Source organism: Micromonospora sp. NPDC048905 (assembly GCF_040649655.1).
Classification (GTDB): Bacteria; Actinomycetota; Actinomycetes; order Mycobacteriales; family Micromonosporaceae; genus Micromonospora.
The window spans coordinates 294,282-317,963 of sequence record NZ_JBEZFV010000005.1; the positions used below are offsets into that span (position 1 = coordinate 294,282).

Genomic DNA, 23,682 nt, shown 5'->3' on the forward strand with positions numbered 1-23,682 from the left:
CGGGACGCGGGGTTAGTCGGCTCGGCGGGTTGCGGCTATGGCCAGGTCTACCAGGGCCTGGCGGGCCTCGGTGTCCAGGTCGACGGCGGTCAGGGCCGCCAGCGCGGCGTCGGTCAGCGTGACGATCCGCTGCTCGGTGCGGGCCAACGCCCCGCTCGCGGTGATCAGCTCGCGGAGCCGAGCCACTCCCCGCTCGTCCAGCTCAGGGTCGCCGAGTTGGCCCAGCAGCAGCTCACGCCCGGCGTCGTCGGTGGCCTCCACGGCCGCCGCCACCAGGTAGGTGCGCTTGCCCTCGCGCAGGTCGTCCCCGGCCGGCTTGCCGGTCAGCGCCGGATCACCGAAGACACCCAGCACGTCGTCGCGGAGCTGGAACGCCTCACCCAGCGGCAGCCCGTACGCCGAGTAGCACGCCCGTACGTCTGCCGTCGCGTCGGCCAGCGCGGCGCCGAGCAGCAGCGGACGCTCGACGGTGTACTTCGCCGACTTGTACCGGGCGACCTTGCTGGCCCGTTCCACCGAGGTGTCGCCGGTGACCTGCGTCAGCACGTCGAGGTACTGCCCGACGGTGACCTCGGTGCGCATCTCGTCGAAGACCGGTCGGGCCCGCGCCAACGACCACAGGTCCAGCCCCGCGGAGTGCAGCAGCTCGTCGGACCAGACCAGGCACAGGTCGCCGAGCAGGATGGCGGCGGCGTCGCCGAAGCCGTCCGGGTCACCGCCCCAGCCGGCCTCCCGGTGCCGTGCGGCGAACCGCCGGTGCACCGCGAGCTCGCCGCGTCGGGTGTCGGAGCGGTCCATCAGGTCGTCGTGGATCAGGGCACTGGCCTGGACGAACTCCAGCGCGGCCAGGGCGGTGAGCACCTCGTCGCCGTCGAGGCCGCCCGCGCCCCGAAACCCCCAGTACGCGAATGCCGGGCGGAGCCGTTTGCCGCCGCCGAGCACGAAAGCCTCGATCGCCTCGGCCACCGGGGCCAGGGCGTCATCCACGGCGGCGAGTCGCACGCGTTGGCCGGTCAGGAACTCGCTGAGGGCTTTGTCGACGCGCTGCCGTAGGCCGGCACGGTCGACGGGAGAGACGGGGGCAGCGTGGGTCACGTACCGACGCTAGCCGGTCGCTCCGGTCCGCGCCCCGGTGCCACGCGTAGGGCCGGTGTCAAAGCCTCTTGCCGGACCGCCGTCTGGCCTCCGCCTCGGCTCGACCGAGGACTGTGCCACCGGCCCTGGTCCCGTCGGTGCGACCGGGACCGGTGCGCCCCGCCGGTCGCGTGCCGGCCGCCGCGGTGCGGCCCGGTCCGGGGGCGCGCGTGGCGCCGGCCCGGCGGGTGCCCGCGGCGGCCTCGGTGAGGGTCACCAGCGGCACGTCCAGGACGACGGCGAGCCAGCCGAGCCAGAACCCACCGGGAACACGACGCTGTCGTTCCCACCGGGACACCTCGTGCCGGCTCAACGTCGGCACCCCGGCGGCGGCGCACAACTCGGCGGCGGCCCGCTGCTGGCTCCAGCCACGGGCCAGCCGGCACCGGGCCAGCAGCGGGCCGAGCTGCGCCGGGCGCGGCGATCGGGGCGCGGTCATGGGTCCTCCTGGCGGGCGTCGGTGCGGGTGACGACCCGCCCCGACCGGACGGGACCTGCGTCACCGCGTGTGGCTGACCCCCGCGCGGGACCCGGGCGCCGCCCCCGCCGCCCCTCCCACGCCACCCATTCCTACCTCCGGGGTACGACGCCCTCCGGTCGTCGGACCCGGCGGACGGTGCGGTAGGGGACCGCCAAGTGGAAAGCGTCTGGGTCGTGGTGGCGTCGCCCGCTAGAGTCGGGTCGTGGCGCTCGGTCTTCCCTCGGTACTCCCCAATCCGCAGCCGGCGATCGGGGAGCTCATTCGTGAGCGCCAACCGACCTTCTCGTTCGAGTTCTTCCCGCCCAAGACGGAGGCGGGGGAGACGCTGCTCTGGCAGGCCATCCGCGAGCTGGAGTCGCTGCGCCCGTCATTCGTGTCGATCACCTACGGTGCGGGCGGTTCGACCCGGGACACCACCGTGTCGGTGACCGAACGGATCGCCACCGACACCACCCTGCTGCCGATGGCCCACCTGACCGCGGTCAACCACTCCGTCGCCGAGCTGCGACACGTGATCGGCCGGCTCGCCGGGGTGGGGGTGCGCAACGTGCTGGCGGTGCGCGGTGACCCGCCGGGCGACCCCGGCGGGGAGTGGGTCCGCCACGCCGAGGGCGTCGACTACGCCGAGGACCTGGTCCGCCTGGTCCGCGACGCCGGTGACTTCAGCGTGGGCGTGGCGGCCTTCCCGTACAAGCACCCCCGCTCACCCGACGTGGCCAGCGACACCGCGCACTTCGTCCGCAAGTGCCGGGCCGGCGCCGAGTTCGCGATCACGCAGATGTTCTTCGACGCCGACGACTACCTACGGCTGCGCGACCGGGTGGCCGCCGCCGGCTGCGACACCCCGATCCTGGCCGGGGTGATGCCGGTGACCCAGATCGGCACCATCGAGCGGTCCGTGCAGCTGTCCGGCGCGCCCTTCCCGCCGGCGCTGGCGGCCCGCTTCGAGCGGGTCGCCGACGACCCGGAGGCCGTTCGCCAGCTCGGTGTCGAGCAGGCCAGCGAGATGAGCCGCCGACTGCTGGACGAGGGTGTGCCGGGCATCCACTTCATCACCCTCAACCGGTCCACCGCGACTCGTGAGGTCTGGCAGAACCTGAAGGTCGGCGCGCGGGTGTGAATGTCCCACCTGCGACACCTGATGCCCGGCACGACGGTTGATCCGTGGTGGGCACACAGCTGAACTGGGACCAGTACGCCACGGCATGGGCGCGGTTGCACGGCGGGTTCGACCCGCGGGTCGCGGCGCCGGTGGTGCGCGCCTGGCTGCGGTTCGCCTACCACGTGGGGTACGTGCTGGGGCGGCTGCGGGTCAGCCCCACCGCGGTCACCGTGGCCGGGGTGGTGCTCTGTTTCTGCGTACCGTTGCTGGTCACCCGGCCGGGAGACGGGCCGTTCCTCGGTGCGTTGTTCGTGCTGCTCGCCGCCGTGGCGGACAGCGTGGACGGTGCGGTGGCGGTCGCCACCGGCCGCACCACCCGGCTCGGCTACGTCTACGACTCGGTCGCCGACCGGCTCGGTGAGGTGGCCTGGCTGCTGGCGTTCTGGCTGGTCGGCGCGCCGGGAGCGCTCGTCGTCGCGGGTGGCGCGCTGTCCTGGCTGCACGAGTACGTGCGGGCCCGGGCGGTCGCCGCCGGCATGCGTGACATCGGCGCGGTCACCGTCGGGGAACGCCCCACCCGGGTCTCGGTGGCGCTGGCCGGCCTGGTGGTCGCCGGGCTGGCCGGCCTGATCGAGGCGGACCTGGCCGCCGGCACCATCACCATGGCGACCGCGGTGTGGGTGCTGCTGGCCGGTTTCGGCCTCGGGCAACTGCTCTCCAGCATCCGGCGCGCCCTGCTCGACGCCGGCTGAGCGGCTGGCCCTACCAGGCGGGGCCGATCTCGTCGGCGACGATCTGCGCGGAGAGGGTCACCATCGGCAACCCGCCGCCCGGGTGGGTGGAGCCACCCACCAGCCACAGCCCGTTCGCCGGGCCGCGGTTGGCGGGGCGGAGCAACCCGCCGGCGGTGCCGTAGATCGAACCGCCCGGCGCGCCGGTCGCCGTGCCCAGGTCGGCGGGGGTGCGGATCTCACGGAACAGCAGCCGGTCGCGCACGTCCACGCCGCGCCGGGCCAGCACCTCCAGGATCCGGTCGGCGTACGCGTCGGCCAGCCCCGGGCGTCGCCAGTCGACCGCGCCCGCCGCGCTGCCGTGGCGGGGGGCGTTGACCAGCACGAACCACGCCTCGTGCCCGCCCGGACGGACCATCGGGTCGTCGGCCACGGTGACGAACACCGTCGGGTCGACCGCCGGCCGGGCCCGTACGCCGCGCCCGGGGTTCCCGAAGACGGCGTCGAACTCCGCGTCGTAGTCGTCCGGGAAGAAGACGGTGTGGTGGGCCAGCCCGGTGCTGCCGGAGACACCGAGCAGCAGCACGAAGCCGGCGAGGCTGCGGTCGGTCAGCCCGGCCAGCCGACGCGGGTGCGGCAGCAGGTCACGGTAGACGGTCAGCGCGTCCACGTTGGCCACCACCACGTCGGCGGGCACCGGCGCGGTGACGCCGGCGAGGCGTACCCCGTGCACCCGGCCGCCGGTGGCGTCGATCCGGGTGACCGTGGTGTCGGTCTGCACGACCACGCCGAGGTCCAGGCAGCGGGTCAGCAGCGCGTCGGCGAGGGTGCCCAGCCCACCGCGCAGGTACCAGCCACCGAAGGCCAGCTCGGCGTAGGGGACCGCGACCAGCGCCGCCGGCGCCCGGCGCGGGTCGGCGCCGGTGTAGGTGGCGTACCGGTCCAGCATCATCCGCAGCCGCGGGTCGGACAGGTGCCCGCGGCCCAACCCGCGCAGGGTGCGGCCCGGGGCGATGGCGGCCAGGTCGCCGAGCCGCCAGGCCAACGACGCGAGATCGCGGGGGGAGTCGACGGTACGGCGCAGGATGTCGCGTTCGGAGGCCCGCCACACCCGTTCGGCGCGGTGCCACAGCCGTTGCCAGTCGGCCGCCGCCCGGTCACCGAGGGCGGCCCCGATCCGGGTGGTGAACTCCGCCGGGTCGGCGCACGAGTCCAGGGTCGGGCCGCCGCCGGGAAAGACGTGCCGGACGATCGGGTCCAACGGGACCAGGTCGAGATATTCGTCGAGCTTCGCCCCGGTCGCCTCGAACAGGTCGTGGAAGACCTGGGGCAGGGTGAGCAGGCTCGGCCCGGTGTCGAAGTGGAACGGACCGGCCGGGGTGTCGTGCGCGTACCGGCCGAGCTTGCCACCGACCGTGTCGGCGGCCTCGAAGACGGTCACCTGGTGCCCGGTGGCGGCCAGCCGGGCGGCGGTGGCGAGGCCACCCACCCCGGCGCCGACGACCACGATCCGCGCCATGCCACGCCCTCCTAGCTGACCGGGCGGCCCCGCCAGGTCAGGCGGCGTCGCTTTCGCAGATGGTACGACCGTAGGGTCAACCAACCGAGGACCACGACCGACACGGGGTGTGCGAGCGCGTCGGGCCACCACCGGCCTCCGGTCGCCCGGGCGGTGAGCACCCGTCCGGCCACCCCCAGCAGGTATGCGATGAGCGCAACCATCGACACCCGCGGAGCTGTCGAGGCGAACCCCAGCGCGATCAGCGGCGGGGCGGTGTAGAGCAGCAGCAGCGCCGCCACCACGGCCGCCGCCGCGCCCGGGTGCCCGAACGACGCCCAGAGCGACTTCGCGTACCCGTCGCGCAGTTGCGGCCAGTCGTCGTACATCCGGCAGGTGGCCAGCCGGGAGCCGTCGGCCAGGGCGATCCGCCCACCGGCGCGTTTGACCGCCCGGGCCAGCTCGACGTCCTCCAGGATCTTGTCGGCGACCGCGGCGTGCCCGCCGGCGGCGGTGTAGCCGGCCCGGTCCAGCACCAGGAACTGGCCGCCCGCCGCGGCCAGCGACGGCCGCCGCGAGCGTTCCATCGCGCGCAGCGGCAGGAACGTCAACCACAACCACTGCAACAGCGGCTGCACCAGCCGGTCGGCCGCCGTCGCCGCCACGATCCGGGGGTACGGCGACAGCAGCGTCACGCGGGCGTCGCGTAGCTCGGTGACGGCCGCCGCCACCGCGTGCGGGGCGAGCACCACGTCGGCGTCGACGAAGACCAGCGCGGTGGCGTCCGGGTCGGCCCGGGTGGCCAACTGCCAGCAGGCGTGCGGCTTGCCCAGCCAGCCCGGCGGCGGGGCGACCCCGGTGAGGAGCGTGACCCGGGGATCGTCGCCGACCACCGCGCGGACCACGTCGGCGGTGCCGTCGGTGGACCCGTCGTCGAGGACCACGACGCGCAGCCCCGGTACACCGCGTTGGGCGAGCAGGGCGCGCAGGCAGGGCGTGACCCGGGCGGCCTCGTCGCGCAGCGGCAGCAGCACGGCGACCGGCTCGTCGAGGGCGTCGGGTCGGTCGGCAGGCCGGCGCAGCCAGCGGGTGGCGTTGAGCCAGGTGTGCCCGGTCAGCGCGGCGACGGCGATGAGCAGGGCGAGCAGGACGGTCATCGGGTCGCGTCGACGCCGGGGCGGTGTGGCTGGTGGGCCTTCCGACCGGAGTCACCGCCCCGGCGGGCACGCAGGAGGGTCACCGCCAGGGGTATGGCGGTCACCGACATGCCGGCCGCCCCCCAGAGCGCCGACGCGGGCAGGTCGAGGAAGACCGCGTGGGCCAGGATGCTGGAGAAGTACGTCCACAGGTAGAGCGCGGCCATCGGGTCGTCGCGCCGGTCGGTGTGCTCGGCGGCCGATCCGGCCAGCGGACGCAGGGCGCTCATCATCAGCACCGCGAAGAGCAACCAGCCCAGGTAGTTGCTGACCGGAATGCCGGCCAGGCCGGGCAACGCGGGGGTGGCGTCCCGCCAGACCCAGTAGCCCTCGGCCACCATCTGCGGGTCGAGGAAGAGGTCCCAGGCGGCCAGCCCCACGGTGGCCAGCGCGATCCGCCGTACCCACCGAGCAGCCACCGACCTGCCGCCGCCGGTCAGCCGGACCGCCGCCAGCCAGGCCGGCCAGGCCATCCAGGTCCAGGCCAGCGGAATGATCAGCGGCACTCCGGCCAGCTTGGGACCCAGTTCCCCGGAGTAGTCGTAGCTGCCGAACGGCACACCGGTGGCCACCCCGACCGCCTCGATCGCGAACCCACCGCCGGTGGCCACCGCCACCAGCGCCGCCGCGACCCGCGGACCCCGGCTGAGCAGCGCGTGGCCCACCGAGAGCAGCCACCCGAGTACGACGGTGGCCACGGTGAGCCCGGCCCGGGTGGCGCCGGTGGTGAGCGGGTAGCAGATCTGGGCGAGCACCAGGACGGCGAGCAGTGTCCAGGAGATCCGCCGGGTCATGACGCCGGTGGCTCGAGCGGCAGATCCCGACCGAGCACGCCGAACGGTCGCTCGTCGCCGGGGAAGTGGAAGTTGCGCAGCACGTCGACGAAACCGAAGCGCCGGTACAACCGCCAGGCCCGCGAGGTCTGCTCGTCGGCCTCCGGGGTGGACAGCAGCGTGGTGTCGCCCTCGGCCATGCCGAGCAGCGCGCGCAGTTGGCCGGTGCCCAGGCCGTGGCCCTGCGCCGGTGGCCGGACGTGCAACTCGACCACCTCGAAGCAGTGGGTGAGCCAGCGCGTGCGGGTCGGGGTGTCCAGCGCCCGGTACACCTGGTCGTGCCACCACTGACCGGAGGCGCCCAGGTAGCCGTAGCCGAAACCGGCGAGGTGCCCCTCGCTGGTCAGGCTGGCGACCGCCCGGAAACCCGGCCGGCGGACGTGGGTGGCGATGTAGCCGCGTCGGGCCTCGAGCAGGTCGGTGCGGTATCCCATCGCCTCGCCGTAGACGGCCACCACGTCGTCCAGCCGCCGGACGAGATCGTCCGGCGTCCAGCGCACCAACCTCATGCCCGTCCACCCTTCACCGTTTCCGGGCCACCGTCGGCGACCCACCCGAGCACCGACCGGTCGCCGACCACGTCGCGCACCTCGAACCGGGCGAACAACTCCTCGGCGTACCAGCCCTCGGTGGGGGTTCGCATGATCGCCGCCCGGTGCTCCGGGTGACGGTACGCGAACGCCACCAGGTCTGTCGGGTCGCGCCACACGCTCACCGTGCCCTGCCAACCCAGCGGTGCCTCCCCGACCCCGAACCGGGCCAGCAACCCGGGCGCGTCGCGCAGGGCGGCGGCCACCGGCGGGATCGCCCGCCAGAAGGTGGCCGCCCGGCGTACCCGCAACCGGGCCCGGGTCAGCGCCAGCACCGGGCCGGTGACCCGGCCGCCCGCGGGCTCGCCGAACGGTCGTTGACCGGACCACTCGCCCCGGCTGCTCAGCGGACGCAGGTCGACCCGGGCCTGGGCGCGGGCGATGCGGGCCCAGGCGCGGCCGACCGGCGAGTCGTCGAAGTCGGCCGCCGAGGCGGGGGAGTCCCAGACGGTCAGCGCCGCCCACCGGGTCAGGTCGGCGTCGCCGGGTCCGAAGCCGGTGCCGGTCCCGGTGCCCAGCAGCTTGCCGAACCGGACGCCCGGGTGGGTCCGCAGCCGGCGCGGGTCCACCGCCATCCGGATCAGCGCCCGGGGCAGCGCACCGGGGGAGGTCCGCCAGACGTGCAGGGTGACCAACTCCGGTACGGCGCTGCCGGGCTCACCGGTTGGCTCGCTCACGCCACCTCGGCCGGGGTGCCGGCGGTGACCCGCAGCAGTTCGGCGTAGGTGGTCGGAAAGACCGCCTGCGGTACGCCACCCGCGGCCCAGATCTCGGGGTACGTCGCCAGCGCCGTGTCCACCAGGGTGCGCAGCGGGTGCGGGTGCCCGAGCGGGGCGACCCCGCCGATCGGCTGCCCGGTGTGCGTCCGGACGAACTCCGGGGTGGCCCGGCGCAGCCGGGTGACCCCGATCGACGCGGCCAGGCCGGCGGTGTCCACCCGGTGCGCGCCGGAGGTGAGCACGAGCAGCGGCGCGTCGTCCGCGTCGAAGATCAACGAGTTGGCGATCTGGCCGACCTCGACGTCGAGCGCCTCGGCGGCGGCCGCCGCGGTGTGCACCGCCTCGGGCAGCAGGCGGATCGTGCTGGGCTCACCGGCGCCGTCGAGCGTGCCGGCGGCGGTGAGCGCGTCCTGCACCGCCCGTACGTTCGGGTGTGGCTGCATCCCGCCATTCTTCCCGGTCCGCTGGCGCCCGGTTCAGTCGGCCGGCACGGGCGGCGCGTCACACGTTGCATTTTCGTCGGAGGGGAGGTGTACTGTCAGCAGCAGTTAGAACGAGTGTTCGATTGCCTCGAACGCCCGTTCCAACCAGCCGGAGCGCGGCGTTTCGCGGCGCCAGCTCCGGCCGGTGTGGCTCCGCGGGCCGCACCTGGGTTTCCGGGCAGTCGCGAGCCTGGTCCCGACAGGCAGGAGCGTCGCTCGCCGCCCACGACCCCCGGGCGGCGGGCGACGCACCCGCCGGTACGCCGGCCGGGTGTGGTGTGGGGAAGCGTCCACACCCGGCCGGCCACACCCGGTGCGTCTTCCTCCGCACCACCCGACCTCGGCGTCTCGTCGGTGGCATCAGCCGCCGGAGCGACGTCTCGGCCACGTGGAGGAGAGACACCCATGCCGACCAACCCGGCTCAGGCACCGACGGTGCCGGCGCACGTGCTGCCGCACCGCACCCCCGCCCAACTCCTCACGTTGGCGCGGCGCGGGCTGGTCGAGGCCGGCCAGACCCGACCCGACGGCCTGCGCTACGCGGCTGCCCACCTGGCGGCGCTGCGGGCGGCGGCTGCCCTGCTCGCCGCCCGCGCCCGGCCCGCGCCCAGTCGACGCAACCGGATCACCAGTGTCTGGGTCCTCCTCTGCGCCGTCGCTCCGGAGCTCGACGAGTGGTCCCGATTCTTCGCCGCCGGCGCCAGCAAGCGCGCCGCCGCCGAGGCCGGCATCCCCCGGGTGGTCAGCGCCCGGGAAGCCGACGACCTGCTCCGCGCCGCCGAACAGTTCGTCACGGTGGTGGAGACCGCGCTCGGCGTGGCCCACCAACCGGCCCTGGACGGCCTCGCGGCATGAGCCCGCCGTGCCACCGACCGCCCCGCGGGGGGAGCCGGGCGGGCGGTGGCACGGCGTGCCGGTCCTGAATGTGATCCACAGCAGCAGCAGCAGCAACGACGGGGGGTTGGTCCAATGGCGGGCCGCATGGTGGTCGGTTCCGCCGCACTGGCCGATCTGGTGCGCCCGGCGAGCGCACCCGACCCGGTCGGTGGCCATCGGGTGCTGCCGGTGGCACCCGAGCTGACCGGTCTGCTGCCCAACCGAGGCCTGCGCCGGGGGAGCACCATCGCGGTCGCCGCCGGCCAGCCCCAGCGCAGCGGCGGCACCTCGCTGATGCTGGCCCTGCTCGCTGAGGCGTCCCGGGCCGGCTCGTGGTGCGCCGTGGTCGGTGTGCCGACGTTCGGTGCGGGTGCGGCCGCTGAGCTGGGCATCGCCCTGGACCGGCTGGCCCTGGTGCCGAATCCCGGCCCAGAGTGGGCCACCGTGGTCGCCGCGCTGATCGACGGGGTGGACGTCGTGGTCACCACCGTGCCGGCCACGGTCTCCGCCTCGGTCGCCACCCGGCTGGCCGCCCGGGCCCGGCAGCGCGGCAGCGTGCTCGTCCCGTACGGCCGGTGGGACGGCGCGGACGTGACACTGCGGGTGGTCCGTGGAGTGTGGGAAGGGCTCGGTCAGGGCCGGGGGCGGCTGCGCCGCCGGGAGGTCACCGTCTCGGCGCGCGGGCGCGGGGCGGCCGCCCGACCCAAGGAGATCAAGGTCTGGCTCCCGGGTGACGAGCTGACCCGGGTCATTCCCCGCACGGTGCCGTCGACCGTGGGCCGACCGGCCGCGCCGCTTGCCCTGGTCGGTCGGGGGTGACCGGTTCTCCACCACGCACCCTGCTGCTGTGGTGCCCGGACTGGCCGGTGCTCGCCGCCGAGATCGTCGACGGGGTGCCGGCGACCAGCCCGGTGGCCGTGCTGCACGCCAACCGGGTGGTCGCCTGCTCCGAGCGGGCCCGCGCCGAGGGGGTACGCCGAGGTCTGCGTAAGCGGGAGGCGCAGGGTCGCTGCCCGCAACTCACCGTCGTGGAATACGACCCAGGCCGGGACGCCCGGGCGTTCGAGCCGGTGGTCGCCGCGGTGGAGGAGTTGGTCGCCGGCGTGGAGGTGGTCCGTCCGGGCGCCTGCGCGGTGGCCGCCCGGGGGCCGGGCCGCTACCTCGGCGGTGAGGAGGCGGCCGCTGAGCGGATCATCGAGCATGTCGCCCAGTCGTGCCTGGTGGAGAGTCAGGTAGGCATCGCCGACGGGGTGTTCGCGGCCGGGTTGGCCGCCCGCGCCGGCCGGGTGGTGGCACCGGGCGGGACACCGGAGTTCCTGGCCGGGTTGCCGGTCGAGGCGCTCGGCCGGTCGGCATTGGCCGACCTGCTGCGCCGGCTGGGGGTGCGTACCCTCGGCGACTTCGCCGCGTTGCCGGCCGGCGACGTGGTGGCCCGGTTCGGGTTCGACGGAGCGTTGGCCCACCGGCTCGCGGCCGGGCGCGACCACCGACCGCTCGCCGTCCGGCAGCCACCGGCCGACCTGACGGTGACCGCCGGGTACGACGAACCGATCGACCGGGTCGACGCGGCGGCGTTCGCGGCCCGGGCGTTGGCCGAACAGTTGCACGAGGGGCTGGCCGGGCGCGGGCTGGCCTGCACCCGGCTCGGCATCGAGGCGGTCACCGAACACGGTCAGGAGCTGCACCGGGTGTGGCGGCACGATGGCCTGCTCACGGCCGCGGCCATCGCCGACCGGGTGCGCTGGCAACTCGACGGTTGGCTCTCCGGCAGCAACGGCCGTACCGGCGCACGACCGGCCCGGCCGACGGCCGGCATCATCCGCTTGCGGCTGGTCCCGGACGGGGTGATCGCCCAGGCCGGCCTACAGGTCGGCCTGTGGGGGGAGGCCGGTGAGGAGCGGGACCGGGCACACCGGGCGTTGAGCCGCGTGCAGGGCATCCTCGGCCCGGAGGCGGTGGTCACCGCTGTGCTCGGCGGTGGTCGCTCCCCGGCCGACCAGGTGCGACTGGTGCCGTGGGGCGACGAACGTCTCCCCACCCGTCCCGGCCCGGCGCCGCTGCCCGGCGAGGCGGTCGCGCGTTCTGGTTCGGTGCCGCTGGCCGGTGAGTCGAGCGCCGGCGGCGCTGCCCGGGCCGGCGGTGCCGGTCGGCCTGCTGCCCGCGGCACGGGCGGGGTGCCGCCGTGGCCCGGACGACTCCCGGCGCCGGCGCCGGCGGTGGTGCTGCCCAGCCCACTCGCCGCGACCGTGCACGACGCCGCCGGCGAGCCGGTGGTGATCAGCGCGCGGCTGGCGGTGAGCGCCCCACCGGCTCGGTTGGTGGTCGGCACCGGTCAGCCGGCGGAGATCGTGGGCTGGGCCGGCCCGTGGCCGGTGGACGAGCGGTGGTGGGCCCCGGCCGAGGCCCGTCGTCGGGCCCGGTTCCAGGTCAGCCTGGCCGACGGCGCCGCCCTGCTGCTGGCCGTCGAGGCCGGGCAGTGGCTGGTGGAGGCGATCTATGACTGAGCACACGTCCCCTGGCCGTGATCGGTGCGAGGTGGCGGCCAGGTGAGCTTCCACAACCCGAAGATGCCCTGGTCGGAGTTGGAGCGGGTGCTCTCCGGGCGGGCCGGCGGCGGGCGGTCGCGTGAGGAGCGGCACCTGCACGTGGTGGACCCGCTCGCCGTGGACGCCGACGGGGGAGACTCCCCGGCCTGGAGTCGCCACCGCGAGCGGTACCAGCCGCCGGAGCTGACCCGCCCCGACGGCGTGGTGCCCTACGCGGAGCTGCACGCGCACACCAACTTCAGCTTCCTCGACGGTGCCAGTCACCCGGAGGAGCTGGCCGAGGAGGCGGCCCGGCTGGGGCTCACCGCGCTCGCCGTCACCGACCACGACGGCTTCTACGGGGTGGTCCGCTTCGCCGAGGCGGCTCGGACGCTGGGCCTGCCGACCATCTTCGGCGCGGAGCTGTCCCTCGGGCTGCCCGGCCCGCAGAACGGCGAACCCGACCCGCACGGCGCGCACCTGCTGGTGCTCGCGCACGGCCACGAGGGGTACGCCCGGCTGGCCACCACCATCGCCCGCGCCCAGCTGCGCGGCGGGGAGAAGGGCCGCCCGGTCTACGGGGAGCTGGAGCAGGTCGCCGAGGAACTGCGTGACCACGTGCTGGTGTTGACCGGCTGTCGCAAGGGGCACGTGCCGGGTGCGCTGCTCACCGAGGGCGTGGACGCGGCGGCGCGCGAGTTGGACCGGCTGACCGCGCTCTTCGGCGCGGAGACGGTCGCGGTGGAGCTGACCGACCACGGTCATCCCGTCGACGCCGACCGCAACGACGCGCTCGCCGAGCTGGCCGCCGCGGCCGGGCTGCCGACGGTGGCCAGCAACAACGTGCACTACGCCAGCCCCGGCCGGCGTCGGCTGGCCACCACCGTCGCCGCCGTCCGGGCCCGCCGCAGCCTGGACGAGATCGACGGTTGGCTGCCCGCCGCGGCCACCGCCCACCTGCGCAGCGGCGCGGAGATGGCGGCCCGGTTCGCCGCGTACCCGGGTGCGGTGGCGCGGGCCGCCGAGTTCGGCGCCGAGTTGGCCTTCGACCTGCAACTGGTCGCGCCGCAGTTGCCGGCGTACCCGGTGCCGCCGGGGCACACCGAGATGAGCTGGCTGCGCAAGCTGACCGCGGACGGCGCGCACGAGCGCTACGGGCCGCCGCAGGCGCACCCGGCGGCGTACGCGCAACTCGACCACGAACTCAACATGATCGAGGAGCTGGGCTTCCCCGGCTACTTCCTGGTGGTCTACGACATCGTCTCGTTCTGCCGTGAGCAGGACATCTACTGCCAGGGCCGGGGGTCGGCGGCCAACTCGGCGGTCTGCTACGCGCTGCGGATCACCAATGTGGACGCGGTCCGGCACCGGCTGCTCTTCGAGCGGTTCCTCGCCCCGGAGCGGGACGGCCCACCGGACATCGACGTGGACATCGAGTCCGACCGCCGGGAGGAGGTGATCCAGCACGTCTACACCCGCTACGGCCGGGAACACGCCGCCCAGGTCGCCAACGTCATCTCCTACCGACCCCGGTCGGCGGTGCGGGACGTGGCCAAGGCGTTCGGCTTCTCGCCCGGTCAGCAGGACGCCTGGAGCAAGCAGATCGACAGGTGGGGCTCGGTCGCCACGGTCGACGTCGAGAACATCCCCGAGCAGGTGGTGGAGTACGCCAACGAGTTGCAGACGTTCCCCCGGCACCTGGGCATCCACTCCGGCGGCATGGTGATCTGCGACCGGCCGGTGATCGAGGTCTGCCCGGTGGAGTGGGGGCGGATGCCCGGGCGCAGCGTGCTCCAGTGGGACAAGGACGACTGCGCGGCGGTGGGCCTGGTCAAGTTCGACCTGCTCGGGCTCGGCATGCTCTCCGCCCTGCACTACGGCTACGACATGATCGGCGAGAGCCTCGACCTGGGTGACATGACCCTGGACGACCCGGAGGTCTACGACATGCTCTGCCGGGCCGACTCGGTCGGGGTGTTCCAGGTGGAGAGTCGTGCCCAGATGGCCACCCTGCCCCGGCTCAAGCCCCGCGAGTTCTACGACCTGGTGGTCGAGGTGGCGCTGATCCGCCCCGGCCCGATCCAGGGCGGTTCGGTGCACCCGTTCATCCGGCGCAAGAACGGCCAGGAGCCGGTGACGTTCGCGCACCCGCTGATGCGCAACGCCCTGGAGAAGACCCTGGGTGTGCCGCTGTTCCAGGAGCAGTTGATGCAGCTCGCGATCGACCTGGCCGGCTTCGACGCGGCCGAGGCCGACCAGTTGCGCCGGGCGATGGGCGCCAAACGGTCGGTCGAGCGGATGACCCGCATCGCCGACCGGCTCTACGCCGGGATGGCCGAGCGGGGCATCACCGGCGAGCTGGCCGACGACGTGTACCGCAAGCTCACCGCGTTCGCCAGCTACGGCTTCCCGGAGAGCCACGCGATGAGCTTCGCCTACCTGGTCTACGCCAGCTCGTGGCTCAAGCGCTACCACCCGGCGCCGTTCCTGGCGGCGCTGCTCAACGCTCAGCCGATGGGTTTCTACTCCCCGCAGACCCTTGTCGACGACGCGCGCCGGCACGGCGTGGAGGTACGCCGGCCGGACATCAACGCCAGCGGGGCGGTGGCGGTGCTGGAATCCACCCCGGACACCCGGTGGGGCAGCGGGCCGGGGGAGCCACCGCACGCGTGGGGGCTGGGCGGCCCGGCCGTCCGGCTCGGCCTGTCCAGCGTGCGTACCCTCGGCGCCGACGTGGCCGAGCGGATCGCGGCGGACCGGGACGCCGGTGGGGCGTACCGGGACATGTCGGATCTGGCCCGGCGGGTCGGTCTCACCGCCGCGCAACTGGAGGCGCTGGCCACCGCGGACGCCTTCGCCTGTTTCGGGCTGACCCGGCGGGAGGCGCTCTGGGCCGCCGGCGCGGCGGCCCAGGACCGGCCGGGCCGGCTGCCCGGCACGGTGACCGGCGCGGCGGCCCCCACGCTGCCCGGGATGGAGGCGGTGGACCGGCTGGTCGCCGACGTGTGGGCCACCGGGCTGTCCCCGGAGAGCCATCCGGCCCGCTTCATCCGGGGTCAGCTCGACGTGCTCGGCGCGGTGCCGATCGCCCGGCTGGGCCGGGTGGAGCCGGGGCAACGGATCCGGGTCGGCGGCATCGTCACCCACCGGCAACGTCCGGCGACCGCGGGCGGGGTCACCTTCCTCAACCTGGAGGACGAGACGGGGATGCTCAACGTCACCTGCTCGCCGGGGTTGTGGCAGCGCTACCGGCGGGTGGCCCGGACCAGCGCCGCGCTCGTGGTTCGGGGGCGGTTGCAGCGGCACGAGGGGGTGACCAACCTGGTCGCCGACCGACTGGACGCCATCGAGCCGCCGGTCAGCCCCGCCTCCCGTGACTTCCGCTGAGAGAGTGACCCACATTACGGTTTCCTGGGTCGTTGGGCGGGAGACTCGTCCCGAGCGGGCAGAGCCGCCCGTGATCCGTGAGGGAGAACGACAATGACGGGAAATCACGCGTACACCGGTGGAATCGCCAACGCCCGGCGGACCCGGCTGGGCACCGGCTGGGTGCCATCGCACCTCGCCGACCCCCGCGAGTACGAGGTGACAAACGGTCCGGTGGCCAACGAGCGCCGGTCCCGGGCCGAGGACGAGGCCGAGGGCACCGACTCCTGACCCACTAGGCTCGACCGGGTGGAGCAGACCCGAGGCCGGTTCGCCGAGCCGCCGCTGACACCCCGTACCGCCGTGATCTGGTCGGTGCTCCGTGCCGAGTTGGACCGGCGCGGAGACGCCGAGCTGACCGTGCTCGACGTGGGCGGTGGCACCGGCGGTTTCGCCGTTCCGCTGGCCCGCGCCGGGCACCGGGTCACCGTGGTCGACGCCAGCCCCGACTCCCTCGCGGCGCTCACCCGTCGGGCCGCCGAGGCCGGGGTGGCCGACCGGATCGCCGCCGTGCAGGGCGACGGTGACGCCCTCGCCGGGCTGGTCGAGCCGGCCGGCGTCGACCTGGTGCTCTGCCACGCCGTGCTGGAGGTGGTCGACGACCCGACGCCGGTGGTCGCCGCGCTGGCCACCGCGCTGCGTCCCGGCGGCGCGGCCAGTGTCCTGGTCGCCGGCCGGGCCGCCGCCGTGCTGGGCCGGGCGATGAACGGGCACCTGGACGTCGCGACCGCCCTGGCCACCGATCCCGCCGGCACGGCCGGGCCGCGCGACACGCTGCGGCGGCGCTACGACGCCCCCGGTGCCGCCGCGCTGCTCGGCGCCGCCGGGCTGGTGGTCGAGGAGATCCACGGGGTACGAGTGCTGGCCGACCTGCTGCCGGCCGCGGTCGCCGACGGGCAGTCCGCCGCCCTGGTCGAGCTGGAACGCGCGCTGGCCGCCCAACCGCCGTACCGGGACCTGGCCGCCCAACTGCACCTGTTCGCCCGCCGACCGGCATGAGCGACCCGCCACCCGGGCCGCCGCTGGCGGTCCTCGGGCCGCACCACGGCGGTGGCCGTCTCGCGGACGTGCTGCCCAGCGCGCTCGCCGTGCTGGGCGTGCCCGGCTCGGCCGACCCGCTCGGGCTGGCCCCCACGCTGGCCGGGGTGCGCCGGATCGCCGTGCTGCTGGTCGACGGGCTCGGCTGGTACCAGGTACCGACCGCCGCCCCGTACGCGCCGACGCTCGCCGGGCTCGCCGCGACCACGGCCCGGCCGCTCATCGCGGGTTTCCCGTCCACCACCCCGACCAGCCTGGTGTCGCTGGGCACCGGTGCGCCGCCCGGCGCACACGGGGTGCTCGGCTTCACCGTGCGGGTGCCGGGCACGGACCGCGTGCTCACCCACACCGACTGGGCCGGCGATCCGTCGCCGCTGAGCTGGCAGCCGGTGACCACCCAGTTGGAGCGCGCCCGCGCCGCCGGTGTGACGACGACTGTGGTGAGTCGGCCCGAGTTCGGCGGCAGCGGGTTGACCCTGGCGGCCAACCGGGGCGGCGACTTCCGGGGCGCCGCCGGTGGGGACGCGGTGGCCACCGCCATGCTGGCCGCGCTGTCCGCCGGCGCCGGGCCGACGCTGGTCTCCGGCTACCACGCCGACCTGGACCGGCACGGCCACCTCAGCGGCGTCGACTCGGCACCCTGGCGGGCCGCCGCCACCGAGGTGGACGCGCTGGTCGCCCGACTGGTCGACGGCCTCCCGCCGGACGCGGCGCTGCTGGTGACCGCCGACCACGGCCAACTCGACATTCCCGCCGAGCACCGCTTCGACCTGGACGCCGACCCCCGCCTGCGCGACGGGGTCCGGGTGGTCGCCGGTGAGGCCCGGGTGCGGTACCTGCACGTCGCGCCGGGCGCGCTCGACGACGTGGTGGCCACCTGGTCGACCGTGCTCGGCGACGCCGCGCGGGTACGCACCCGCGACGAGGTGGTGGCCACCGGCTGGTTCGGGCCGGTGCCCGAGGACCACCTCGGGCGCATCGGTGACGTGGTGGTGATCTGCAACGACACCTACGCGGTCATGGCCAGCCGCACCGAGCGGCCGATGGCGTCGAAGCTGGTGGCGTACCACGGGTCGGACACCGCCGTCGAGCTGACCGTGCCGCTGCTGGTCGTGCGCGGCTGACCGGCGCACGGTCCGGCCCGCCGGCGGCTGGTGGTGTCGTACCTTCGGGTTAACCTGCCCGGATGGGCCGCAGTCAGTCGTTGCCCCGGGGTGGGGATCCGCGCTTCGGGCCGGATGCCGACGACTCCGGCAGCCCGATCCTGCACGTCGACATGGACGCCTTCTTCGCCGCCGTCGAGGTGCGCCGCCGACCGGAGCTGCGCGGCCGGCCGGTCGTCGTCGGCGGGGTGGGGCCGCGCGGCGTGGTCAGCTCGGCCAGCTACGAGGCCCGCCGTTACGGCGTCCGCAGCGCGATGCCGACCAGCCAGGCTCGGGCGCGCTGCCCGCACGCGGTCTACCTGCCACCGGAGTTCAGCGCCTACACGGCCGCCTCCCGGGCGGTGATGCAGATCTTCCGGGACATCACCCCGCTGGTCGAGCCGCTCTCCCTCGACGAGGCGTTCCTCGACGTGAACGGCGCCCGTCGGCTCTTCGGCTCCCCGGCCGCCATCGCCCGACTGATCCGCCAACGGGTCGCCGACGAGCAGGCGCTCACCTGTTCGGTCGGGGTGGCGCCGAGCAAGTTCGTGGCGAAACTCGGTTCCACCCGAGCCAAGCCGGACGGCCTGCTGGTGGTGCCCTCGGGGCAGGTGCTCGACTTCCTGCACCCGCTGCCGGTGGACGCGCTCTGGGGAGTGGGGGAGCGGGCCGCCGAGTCGCTGCGCAGGCTCGGCCTGGCCACCGTCGGCGACCTCGCCGAGGCCCCGTTGGGCCTGCTCCGCAAGGCGGTCGGCGCGGCGTCGGCGGCCCACCTGCACGAGCTGGCCTGGGGACGGGACCCACGCCGGGTCAGCCCCGAGCACGTCGACAAGTCGATCGGCGCCGAGGTGACCTTCGACGTCGACGTGGCCGACCCTTTGGAGATCCGCCGCGCGTTGCTCGCGCTCAGCGCCAAGGTCGGCGTCCGGTTGCGTGGCTCCGGGCAGGTCGGGCGCACCGTCGCACTCAAGGTGCGGCTGGCCGACTTCCGGACCGTCAGCCGCTCCCGCACCCTCGACGTGGCCACCGACACCGCCCGCGAGATGTTCGACACGGTCTGGGCGCTCTACACCGCACTGGACCCGGGCGAGCGGATCCGGCTCGTCGGTGTCCGGGTGGAGGGGCTCGCCCCGGCGCAGGGCGCGCACCGACAGCTCACCCTCGGCGCGCCCGAGCGCGGTTGGCGGGAGGCGGAAGCTGCCGCCGACGCCGCCGCTGCCCGATTCGGGCGGTCCGTCATAGGTCCGGCCAGTCTGATGGGCGACCGCGACGCTCAACGAAAGGAAAATCCACCCCACCCGTAGGTCGTCCCGCTTTCCGACGCGCGACCCCCCTCGTAGACTTGCGGGTAAGCAGTCGGATGGCTGCCACGGTCTGTCGGCCCGAGTGGGCCCGACCAACGTGACCGGGGAGGAGTGCCGTGCCGCTCTCGGAGCACGAGCAGCGGCTGTTCGAGCAGATCGAGCGGTCGCTTGCCGAGGACCCCAAATTCGCCTCGGCCGTGCGCGCCAGCGATCCGCGCTTCCATGCGCGGCGTCGCCTGCTCGTCGCCGCCGGCGTCATCATCGCTGGCCTGGCTCTACTGGTCTACGGGGCGGTGATCAAGACTCCACCGCTGGCGGTGGCGGGCTTTGTCGTCATGCTGGCCTCGGCCGCGTTCGCGGTGCAGTCGCACCGGCGAGCACAGTCACCCGACCTGCACGTGGTGGGCGGCACGACAAGTCGTCGTCGTCCCCGCGGTGGCCGGTCCGGTCGCCGGTCGTCGCTCCTGGACCGCATGGAGGACAGGTGGCGGCAGCGCCCGGAGGGGCACCGCTGAGTCAGTCCCGCCTCTGAGGCGGGCCGAACGCCGCGACGAGCGGGTCGCCGGGCGCAGCTCCCGGCGACCTGCGTCGTAGCTGCGCGCCCCTATCCCATTCGTGCTGCCCGCAGCGCCCTGCTCATGCGTCGACCCCGCACGTCCTGATCATGCGCTTGGCCTTGATCAAGCGAGTCGACGGCACCCGGAGTCGGCGGGGCAGGCCTGATGTGGCGGGACGGGCTGTCGGGCGGGGTGGCGGTCGGTGGACCGCCACCCCGGCCCTGGACGGGACGGGCGTCGCTCAGCTCGGCAGGTCAGCGGGCCGCTCGGTCCGCCAACAGCCGTCGAGGGTTCCAGCGCAGCAGCCGGTACCGGGCTCGCCCGGTCAGCGCCACCATCCGGCCGGATGTGTCCGCCATGGTGGTCCGCCACCGCAGCAGCACCGACGGCGGCAACACGGCGGCGACCAGGCGGGTGCGTCGGTCGGCCCGTGCGGCGAGCGCCCCACGGACCGCGCGTAGCGCCGGCAGCAACCGCTCACCGGTCAGCGGGTCCCGTGCGTAACGGGCCCGCTCCTCCGCCTGGCCGAGCAGCCGCGCCGACCCGGTCGCGGCGGTGTCGTCGCCGAGGGTGTCTCGGACCAGCCGGTCGGCGGTGGCCCGGGGCGTCTCGGTCAGGTCGACCGGGACCCGGAAGTCCACCATCGTGTCGAGCAGTTCCGCCCAGGCGGCGTGTGCGTCCGCGCGGGCACGGTCGGCGTCCACGCCGACCACCACCACCCGCGACCCCGGCTCGACACCGTCGCCGACGGCTGCCGTGGCGGCCATCGCGGCGCTCGCCGGCTGGCCACCCCGTCGACGGCGCAGCATCAGCCGGCGCAGCGCGGGAATGGCGAGCAGCGCCAGCAGGGCCAGCAGGCCCGCCGTCCACCACGGCCAGACCGGTGGCTGCTCGGCCGGCGTGGTGCCGCCCAGGGACAGCCCGTCGTCGACGTCCCGGTCGGCGTTGTCCGGCCCGGCCGGACCGGCCGACTCCTCCGGGCCCGCCGGGGCGTCCGTGACGCCGGTGCCCGGGGTGGACGGCTCCGGCGCGTCAGTGTCCGGCGCCCAGGCCGAGCGGGTGGACCCCGGCACCCCGTACGTCGGGGTGGCGTCGAACGGCACCCAGCCGACCCCGTTGAAGAAGACCTCGGTCCAGGCGTGCAGGTTGAGGTTGGTCAACGTGAACGTGTCACCGTCGCGCTTGCTGCCGTTGGTGAACCCGAACGCCACCCGGGCCGGAATGCCCGCCGAACGGACCAGCCAGGCCATCGCGGCGGCGTACTGCTGGCAGTAGCCGACCTTGTTGGTGAGGAAGTTGACGATGTCCTGCCCGCTGCTGCCGCTCTCGGTGCTCAGCCGGTAGCTGAACCCGTTGTCCGCCGAGAAGTGCTGGTAGATCGCCAACACCTTGTCGTAGTCGGTGCGCTTACCCTGGGTCAGGCCGTTGACCAGTTCCTCCACCTCGGGCACCGGCCCGGGGGTGGCGGTCATCTGCCGACGTACCGGGTGGTCGGTCGGCAGCGATTGGACGGCCCGCAGCGTCGCCGGCGTGTACGTCGAGCGGACGTAGTCGAAGGAGTACTTCCGGCCCCGGGAGTTCTCCCGGTTGGAGAAGACGACCTGCTGGGTGGGGTCGTAGAGCCAGTTGCCGCTGAGGTCGTCGGTGCGCACCGGCTCGGCGTACACCGGCATGAGCGACATGCTCAGGCTCTTGGTGACCTCGACGGTGGCCCGGTAGCTGGTCTGCTGCACGCCGGGGCGCGCCCGCTCGGCCGGGTTGGGCAGGTCCCGGTTGGCCGGCCGGCCGCTCGGGCTGCGCGCCTGGAAACCGTTCGGACGCAGCTCGTCGGCCACCGCGTAGCGCAGGTAGAACGGGTCGCGTTCCGAGGTGGTGACCTTGACCAGGTCGGCCACCTGGGACTGGTTGAGCTGACCGGCGAGCGAGGCGAAGAGGTCGATCCGACCCGAGGTGCCGCCCGAACCGGACCCGTTGCCGTTGCCGTTGCCCGGACCTCGACTGAGGGAGTCGAGGAGCCCGCCGCTCATGCCGGGCACCGCCAACGGCAGCGCCACCGCCAGCACCACCCCGACCACCGCGAGCCGACGGCCAGCCGACGCCAGCGGCGAGGCCTCCCACACGTTGACGTCTCGGCCGTCGCCGGTGAACCGACGCCCGAACCGGCGTACCCGGTCGACGTTGTCGGTGACCAGCAGCCAGAGGTAACCGGCGGCGCCCACCACGAACGGCGTCGCGGGGACGCTGTCCACGTAGACGGCGACCGGCACCGAGTAGATCGCGAGCATCGGCAACCCCGCCAGCGCGGGCCGGCGCAGCCCCACCGCCAGGACATCCACCAGTACGGCGACCGCGCCGACGCCGAGCACGGCGATGAACAGCAGCGGGTCGGTGTCCGGGACCTCGACCCCGTACGTGCGCATGTCCTGCAGGGAGGCGTTGAGCAGGTCGGCGAAGTGCGCGAACGTGCTCGGCGTGGGCACGACGGCGAGCAGTTCCTGGTCGCTGGGGAACATCCAGGTCAGCGCGAGGGCCAACCCGGCAAGCATGCCCAGCACCTGACCCCACAGTGGTGCCCGGACCAGCCTGGTCAGCGCGGCGGCCCCGGCCACCACGGCGACCGCGATGATCGACTCGACGAGCCACGTCCAGCTCTGGAAGATGGCCGACAGCGGCGCGGCGGCCAGCAGCGTGGCCGTGGCCGCCACCAGGCCGATGTGGCGACTGGCGATCATGAGGGGACCCTTCCGTTCATCGCACGCCGCCGGCGACCGTCTCCGCCAGCGCGGCGCGCAGGGCGAAGCCCTGGGAGCCCCGACCGGTCTGCGGCCACAGCGTCGGCAGTCGGGCACCGTGGTCGACGCCGACGACCCGCCAGCCACTCTGCAACATGGCGAGGACGGCGGCGGCGTGCGCGTGCTCCGCCTCCGCCCGGGCCTTTTCCGGCAGGCTGAGCCAGGTGGAGCTGTTGAGCAGGAAGCCGATGCAGGTGGCGCCGTTGCCCCGCAGCCCGGCCAGCAGCTCGGCCTCGGCCACGCTCACCGTGCCGAACAGCCCGATGATCAACCCGCCGTCGGCGCGCTGACGGACCCGCTGCACGAGACCTGTCACCTCGGCGCGCTGATCGAGGCGCACCTCCGCGAGGTGGTCGAGCAGCGCCCCGTCACCGCCGGCCTCCGACGCGTCCACGTCGACGCCCGAGCCGGTGACCAGGCGCAGCTTGTAGCCGGCCTGGCGCAGGTGGACGGCGATGCTCGCGGCGGCGGAGACGGACCACTCGAAACTGGCCGTCGGCCCCTCGCCGCGGTGACCGTACGCCCGGGTGTCCAGCACGACGGTGGCTCGGCTCTCCCACGGCTGCTCCTCGCGGCGCACCATGAGCTCGCCGGTACGCGCGGTGGACTTCCAGTGCACCCGACGCAGGTCGTCGCCGCGCCGGTACTCCCGGGTCGCCGCGTCGTCCTCGCCGTGCACCGCCACCGACCGGGCGCGGCTGTCGCCGCTGCCCGCGTACTCCCCGGGGAGCCGGACCGACGGCAGGGGAGTGACCTGCGGGATGACCGTCAGGTGGTCGGTGCTGGGGAAGGACCGGGTGAGTTCGCAGAGGCCGAACGGGTCGGTTATCCGGACCACCAGCGGACCCACGTCGTACCGGCCCCGCACATCGGCCCGCACGGTGTACGCCACCGAACTCGCCTGGTGCGCGCCGAGCCGCTCCAACACCACCCGGGGTCGGCTGCCCAGGGCGTAGGGCAACCGGTCCTCCAGCAGGAGGGTGCCGGTCGGTAGCCGGGAGAGGTTCTGCAGACGCAGCACCACGCGGGAGTTGGCACCGACCGGAACCCGGTGCGGGTCCAGGGACCTGTTGCAGGCCAGCTTGTAACGGCTGCGCCCGACGTAGGCCGCGGCCAGCAACGGCAGGACGGCCAGCAGCACCGCCACCCGCAGCAGGTCCCTCTCGCCGAGGATGCCGGACGAGATCGCCGCCGCGGCCGCGGCGGCGAGGAAGGAGCGCCCGCGGGTGGTCAGCCCGCGCAGCCCGGCACGCACG

Annotated in this window: 21 protein-coding genes; 11 read left to right on the forward strand and 10 right to left on the reverse strand. The window is 74.5% G+C overall.

Annotation, left to right across the window (positions count from 1 at the left end):
• Positions 1-12: 12 nt before the first annotated feature.
• Positions 13-1,095, reverse strand: coding sequence for a polyprenyl synthetase family protein (locus AB0C01_RS15895; protein WP_357250969.1), 1,083 nt, complete (start codon positions 1,093-1,095; stop codon positions 13-15).
• Positions 1,096-1,153: 58 nt separating this feature from the next.
• Positions 1,154-1,573, reverse strand: coding sequence for a helix-turn-helix domain-containing protein (locus AB0C01_RS15900; RefSeq protein WP_357250972.1), 420 nt, complete (start codon positions 1,571-1,573; stop codon positions 1,154-1,156).
• Positions 1,574-1,817: 244 nt separating this feature from the next.
• Here AB0C01_RS15900 and metF point away from each other — a divergent pair, with 244 nt between their 5' ends.
• Together metF and AB0C01_RS15910 are read left to right on the forward strand one after the other, a co-directional pair.
• Entirely contained in the window at positions 1,818-2,735 is a 918-nt protein-coding gene (metF, locus tag AB0C01_RS15905; protein WP_357250975.1) for a methylenetetrahydrofolate reductase [NAD(P)H], read from the forward strand.
• A 44-nt stretch (positions 2,736-2,779) separates the two neighbouring features.
• Positions 2,780-3,469, forward strand: a complete 690-nt coding sequence (locus AB0C01_RS15910) for a CDP-alcohol phosphatidyltransferase family protein (protein ID WP_357250978.1) — start codon at positions 2,780-2,782, stop codon at positions 3,467-3,469.
• A gap of 10 nt (positions 3,470-3,479) precedes the next feature.
• Here the strand turns inward: AB0C01_RS15910 and crtI are convergent, their stop codons facing one another.
• The 6 genes from crtI to AB0C01_RS15940 are packed head-to-tail and all read right to left on the reverse strand — an operon-like array spanning position 3,480 to position 8,727.
• A complete protein-coding gene (crtI, locus tag AB0C01_RS15915; protein WP_357571468.1) occupies positions 3,480-4,967 on the reverse strand; it encodes a phytoene desaturase family protein in 1,488 nt (495 codons plus the stop codon).
• An 11-nt stretch (positions 4,968-4,978) separates the two neighbouring features.
• Positions 4,979-6,103 (reverse strand): glycosyltransferase family 2 protein, encoded by a 1,125-nt coding sequence (locus tag AB0C01_RS15920; RefSeq protein WP_357250984.1) that lies wholly within the window; start codon positions 6,101-6,103, stop codon positions 4,979-4,981.
• On the reverse strand, positions 6,100-6,936 hold the full coding sequence (locus AB0C01_RS15925) for a carotenoid biosynthesis protein (RefSeq protein ID WP_357571469.1): 837 nt from the start codon (positions 6,934-6,936) through the stop codon (positions 6,100-6,102). Before AB0C01_RS15925 ends, AB0C01_RS15920 begins: the two co-directional genes overlap by 4 nt.
• Positions 6,933-7,484, reverse strand: a complete 552-nt coding sequence (locus AB0C01_RS15930; protein ID WP_357250990.1) for a GNAT family N-acetyltransferase — start codon at positions 7,482-7,484, stop codon at positions 6,933-6,935. Before AB0C01_RS15930 ends, AB0C01_RS15925 begins: the two co-directional genes overlap by 4 nt.
• Positions 7,481-8,242 (reverse strand): monooxygenase, encoded by a 762-nt coding sequence (locus tag AB0C01_RS15935; protein ID WP_357571470.1) that lies wholly within the window; start codon positions 8,240-8,242, stop codon positions 7,481-7,483. The genes AB0C01_RS15930 and AB0C01_RS15935 overlap by 4 nt, the downstream gene beginning before the upstream one ends.
• Positions 8,239-8,727 carry a YbaK/EbsC family protein gene (locus AB0C01_RS15940; protein WP_357250996.1) on the reverse strand — a complete coding sequence of 163 codons (489 nt, stop codon included), beginning with the start codon at positions 8,725-8,727 and terminating at the stop codon, positions 8,239-8,241. Before AB0C01_RS15940 ends, AB0C01_RS15935 begins: the two co-directional genes overlap by 4 nt.
• Positions 8,728-9,171: 444 nt before the next feature.
• On the opposite strand from AB0C01_RS15940, the gene AB0C01_RS15945 reads away from it, so the two are divergent.
• The 9 genes from AB0C01_RS15945 to AB0C01_RS15985 all read left to right on the forward strand — a co-directional run bounded on the left by AB0C01_RS15945 (position 9,172) and on the right by AB0C01_RS15985 (position 19,592).
• Positions 9,172-9,621: an SAV_6107 family HEPN domain-containing protein gene (locus AB0C01_RS15945; protein ID WP_007463070.1), complete on the forward strand. Its 450-nt coding sequence runs from the start codon at positions 9,172-9,174 to the stop codon at positions 9,619-9,621.
• A gap of 114 nt (positions 9,622-9,735) precedes the next feature.
• Entirely contained in the window at positions 9,736-10,461 is a 726-nt protein-coding gene (locus AB0C01_RS15950; RefSeq protein WP_357250999.1) for a hypothetical protein, read from the forward strand.
• On the forward strand, positions 10,458-12,146 hold the full coding sequence (locus tag AB0C01_RS15955; RefSeq protein ID WP_357571471.1) for a DNA polymerase Y family protein: 1,689 nt from the start codon (positions 10,458-10,460) through the stop codon (positions 12,144-12,146). The genes AB0C01_RS15950 and AB0C01_RS15955 overlap by 4 nt, the downstream gene beginning before the upstream one ends.
• Positions 12,147-12,188: 42 nt before the next feature.
• A complete protein-coding gene (locus tag AB0C01_RS15960; RefSeq protein ID WP_357571472.1) occupies positions 12,189-15,554 on the forward strand; it encodes an error-prone DNA polymerase in 3,366 nt (1,121 codons plus the stop codon).
• Positions 15,555-15,647: 93 nt separating this feature from the next.
• Positions 15,648-15,824 (forward strand): hypothetical protein, encoded by a 177-nt coding sequence (locus tag AB0C01_RS15965; protein ID WP_357251008.1) that lies wholly within the window; start codon positions 15,648-15,650, stop codon positions 15,822-15,824.
• Positions 15,825-15,842: 18 nt separating this feature from the next.
• Positions 15,843-16,592, forward strand: a complete 750-nt coding sequence (locus AB0C01_RS15970; RefSeq protein WP_357251011.1) for a methyltransferase domain-containing protein — start codon at positions 15,843-15,845, stop codon at positions 16,590-16,592.
• Positions 16,589-17,755, forward strand: coding sequence for a nucleotide pyrophosphatase/phosphodiesterase family protein (locus tag AB0C01_RS15975; RefSeq protein WP_357571473.1), 1,167 nt, complete (start codon positions 16,589-16,591; stop codon positions 17,753-17,755). The genes AB0C01_RS15970 and AB0C01_RS15975 overlap by 4 nt, the downstream gene beginning before the upstream one ends.
• Before the next feature lie 62 nt (positions 17,756-17,817).
• Positions 17,818-19,077, forward strand: a complete 1,260-nt coding sequence (locus AB0C01_RS15980) for a DNA polymerase IV (protein ID WP_357251017.1) — start codon at positions 17,818-17,820, stop codon at positions 19,075-19,077.
• Between the two features lie 116 nt (positions 19,078-19,193).
• Positions 19,194-19,592 carry a DUF3040 domain-containing protein gene (locus tag AB0C01_RS15985; RefSeq protein ID WP_088988398.1) on the forward strand — a complete coding sequence of 133 codons (399 nt, stop codon included), beginning with the start codon at positions 19,194-19,196 and terminating at the stop codon, positions 19,590-19,592.
• A gap of 296 nt (positions 19,593-19,888) precedes the next feature.
• On the opposite strand, the gene AB0C01_RS15990 is transcribed toward AB0C01_RS15985, so the two are convergent.
• Both AB0C01_RS15990 and AB0C01_RS15995 read right to left on the reverse strand, forming a co-directional pair.
• Positions 19,889-22,366, reverse strand: a complete 2,478-nt coding sequence (locus AB0C01_RS15990) for a DUF3488 and transglutaminase-like domain-containing protein (RefSeq protein ID WP_357251020.1) — start codon at positions 22,364-22,366, stop codon at positions 19,889-19,891.
• Between the two features lie 16 nt (positions 22,367-22,382).
• Complete coding sequence (locus tag AB0C01_RS15995) at positions 22,383-23,681, reverse strand: DUF58 domain-containing protein (protein ID WP_357251023.1); 1,299 nt, start codon at positions 23,679-23,681, stop codon at positions 22,383-22,385.
• Between the last annotated feature and the right edge of the window lies 1 nt (position 23,682).

Bases quoted from the DNA above. Each gene is read 5' to 3' on its own strand.
- AB0C01_RS15900 (WP_357250972.1), bottom strand. From the start codon at position 1,573: ATGACCGCGCCCCGATCGCCGCGCCCGGCGCAGCTCGGCCCGCTGCTG.
- crtI (WP_357571468.1), bottom strand. From the start codon at position 4,967: ATGGCGCGGATCGTGGTCGTCGGCGCCGGGGTGGGTGGCCTCGCCACC.
- AB0C01_RS15920 (WP_357250984.1), bottom strand. From the start codon at position 6,103: ATGACCGTCCTGCTCGCCCTGCTCATCGCCGTCGCCGCGCTGACCGGG.
- AB0C01_RS15925 (WP_357571469.1), bottom strand. From the start codon at position 6,936: ATGACCCGGCGGATCTCCTGGACACTGCTCGCCGTCCTGGTGCTCGCC.
- AB0C01_RS15930 (WP_357250990.1), bottom strand. From the start codon at position 7,484: ATGAGGTTGGTGCGCTGGACGCCGGACGATCTCGTCCGGCGGCTGGAC.
- AB0C01_RS15940 (WP_357250996.1), bottom strand. From the start codon at position 8,727: ATGCAGCCACACCCGAACGTACGGGCGGTGCAGGACGCGCTCACCGCC.
- AB0C01_RS15945 (WP_007463070.1), top strand. From the start codon at position 9,172: ATGCCGACCAACCCGGCTCAGGCACCGACGGTGCCGGCGCACGTGCTG.
- AB0C01_RS15950 (WP_357250999.1), top strand. From the start codon at position 9,736: ATGGCGGGCCGCATGGTGGTCGGTTCCGCCGCACTGGCCGATCTGGTG.
- AB0C01_RS15965 (WP_357251008.1), top strand. From the start codon at position 15,648: ATGACGGGAAATCACGCGTACACCGGTGGAATCGCCAACGCCCGGCGG.
- AB0C01_RS15975 (WP_357571473.1), top strand. From the start codon at position 16,589: ATGAGCGACCCGCCACCCGGGCCGCCGCTGGCGGTCCTCGGGCCGCAC.
- AB0C01_RS15980 (WP_357251017.1), top strand. From the start codon at position 17,818: ATGGGCCGCAGTCAGTCGTTGCCCCGGGGTGGGGATCCGCGCTTCGGG.
- AB0C01_RS15990 (WP_357251020.1), bottom strand. From the start codon at position 22,366: ATGATCGCCAGTCGCCACATCGGCCTGGTGGCGGCCACGGCCACGCTG.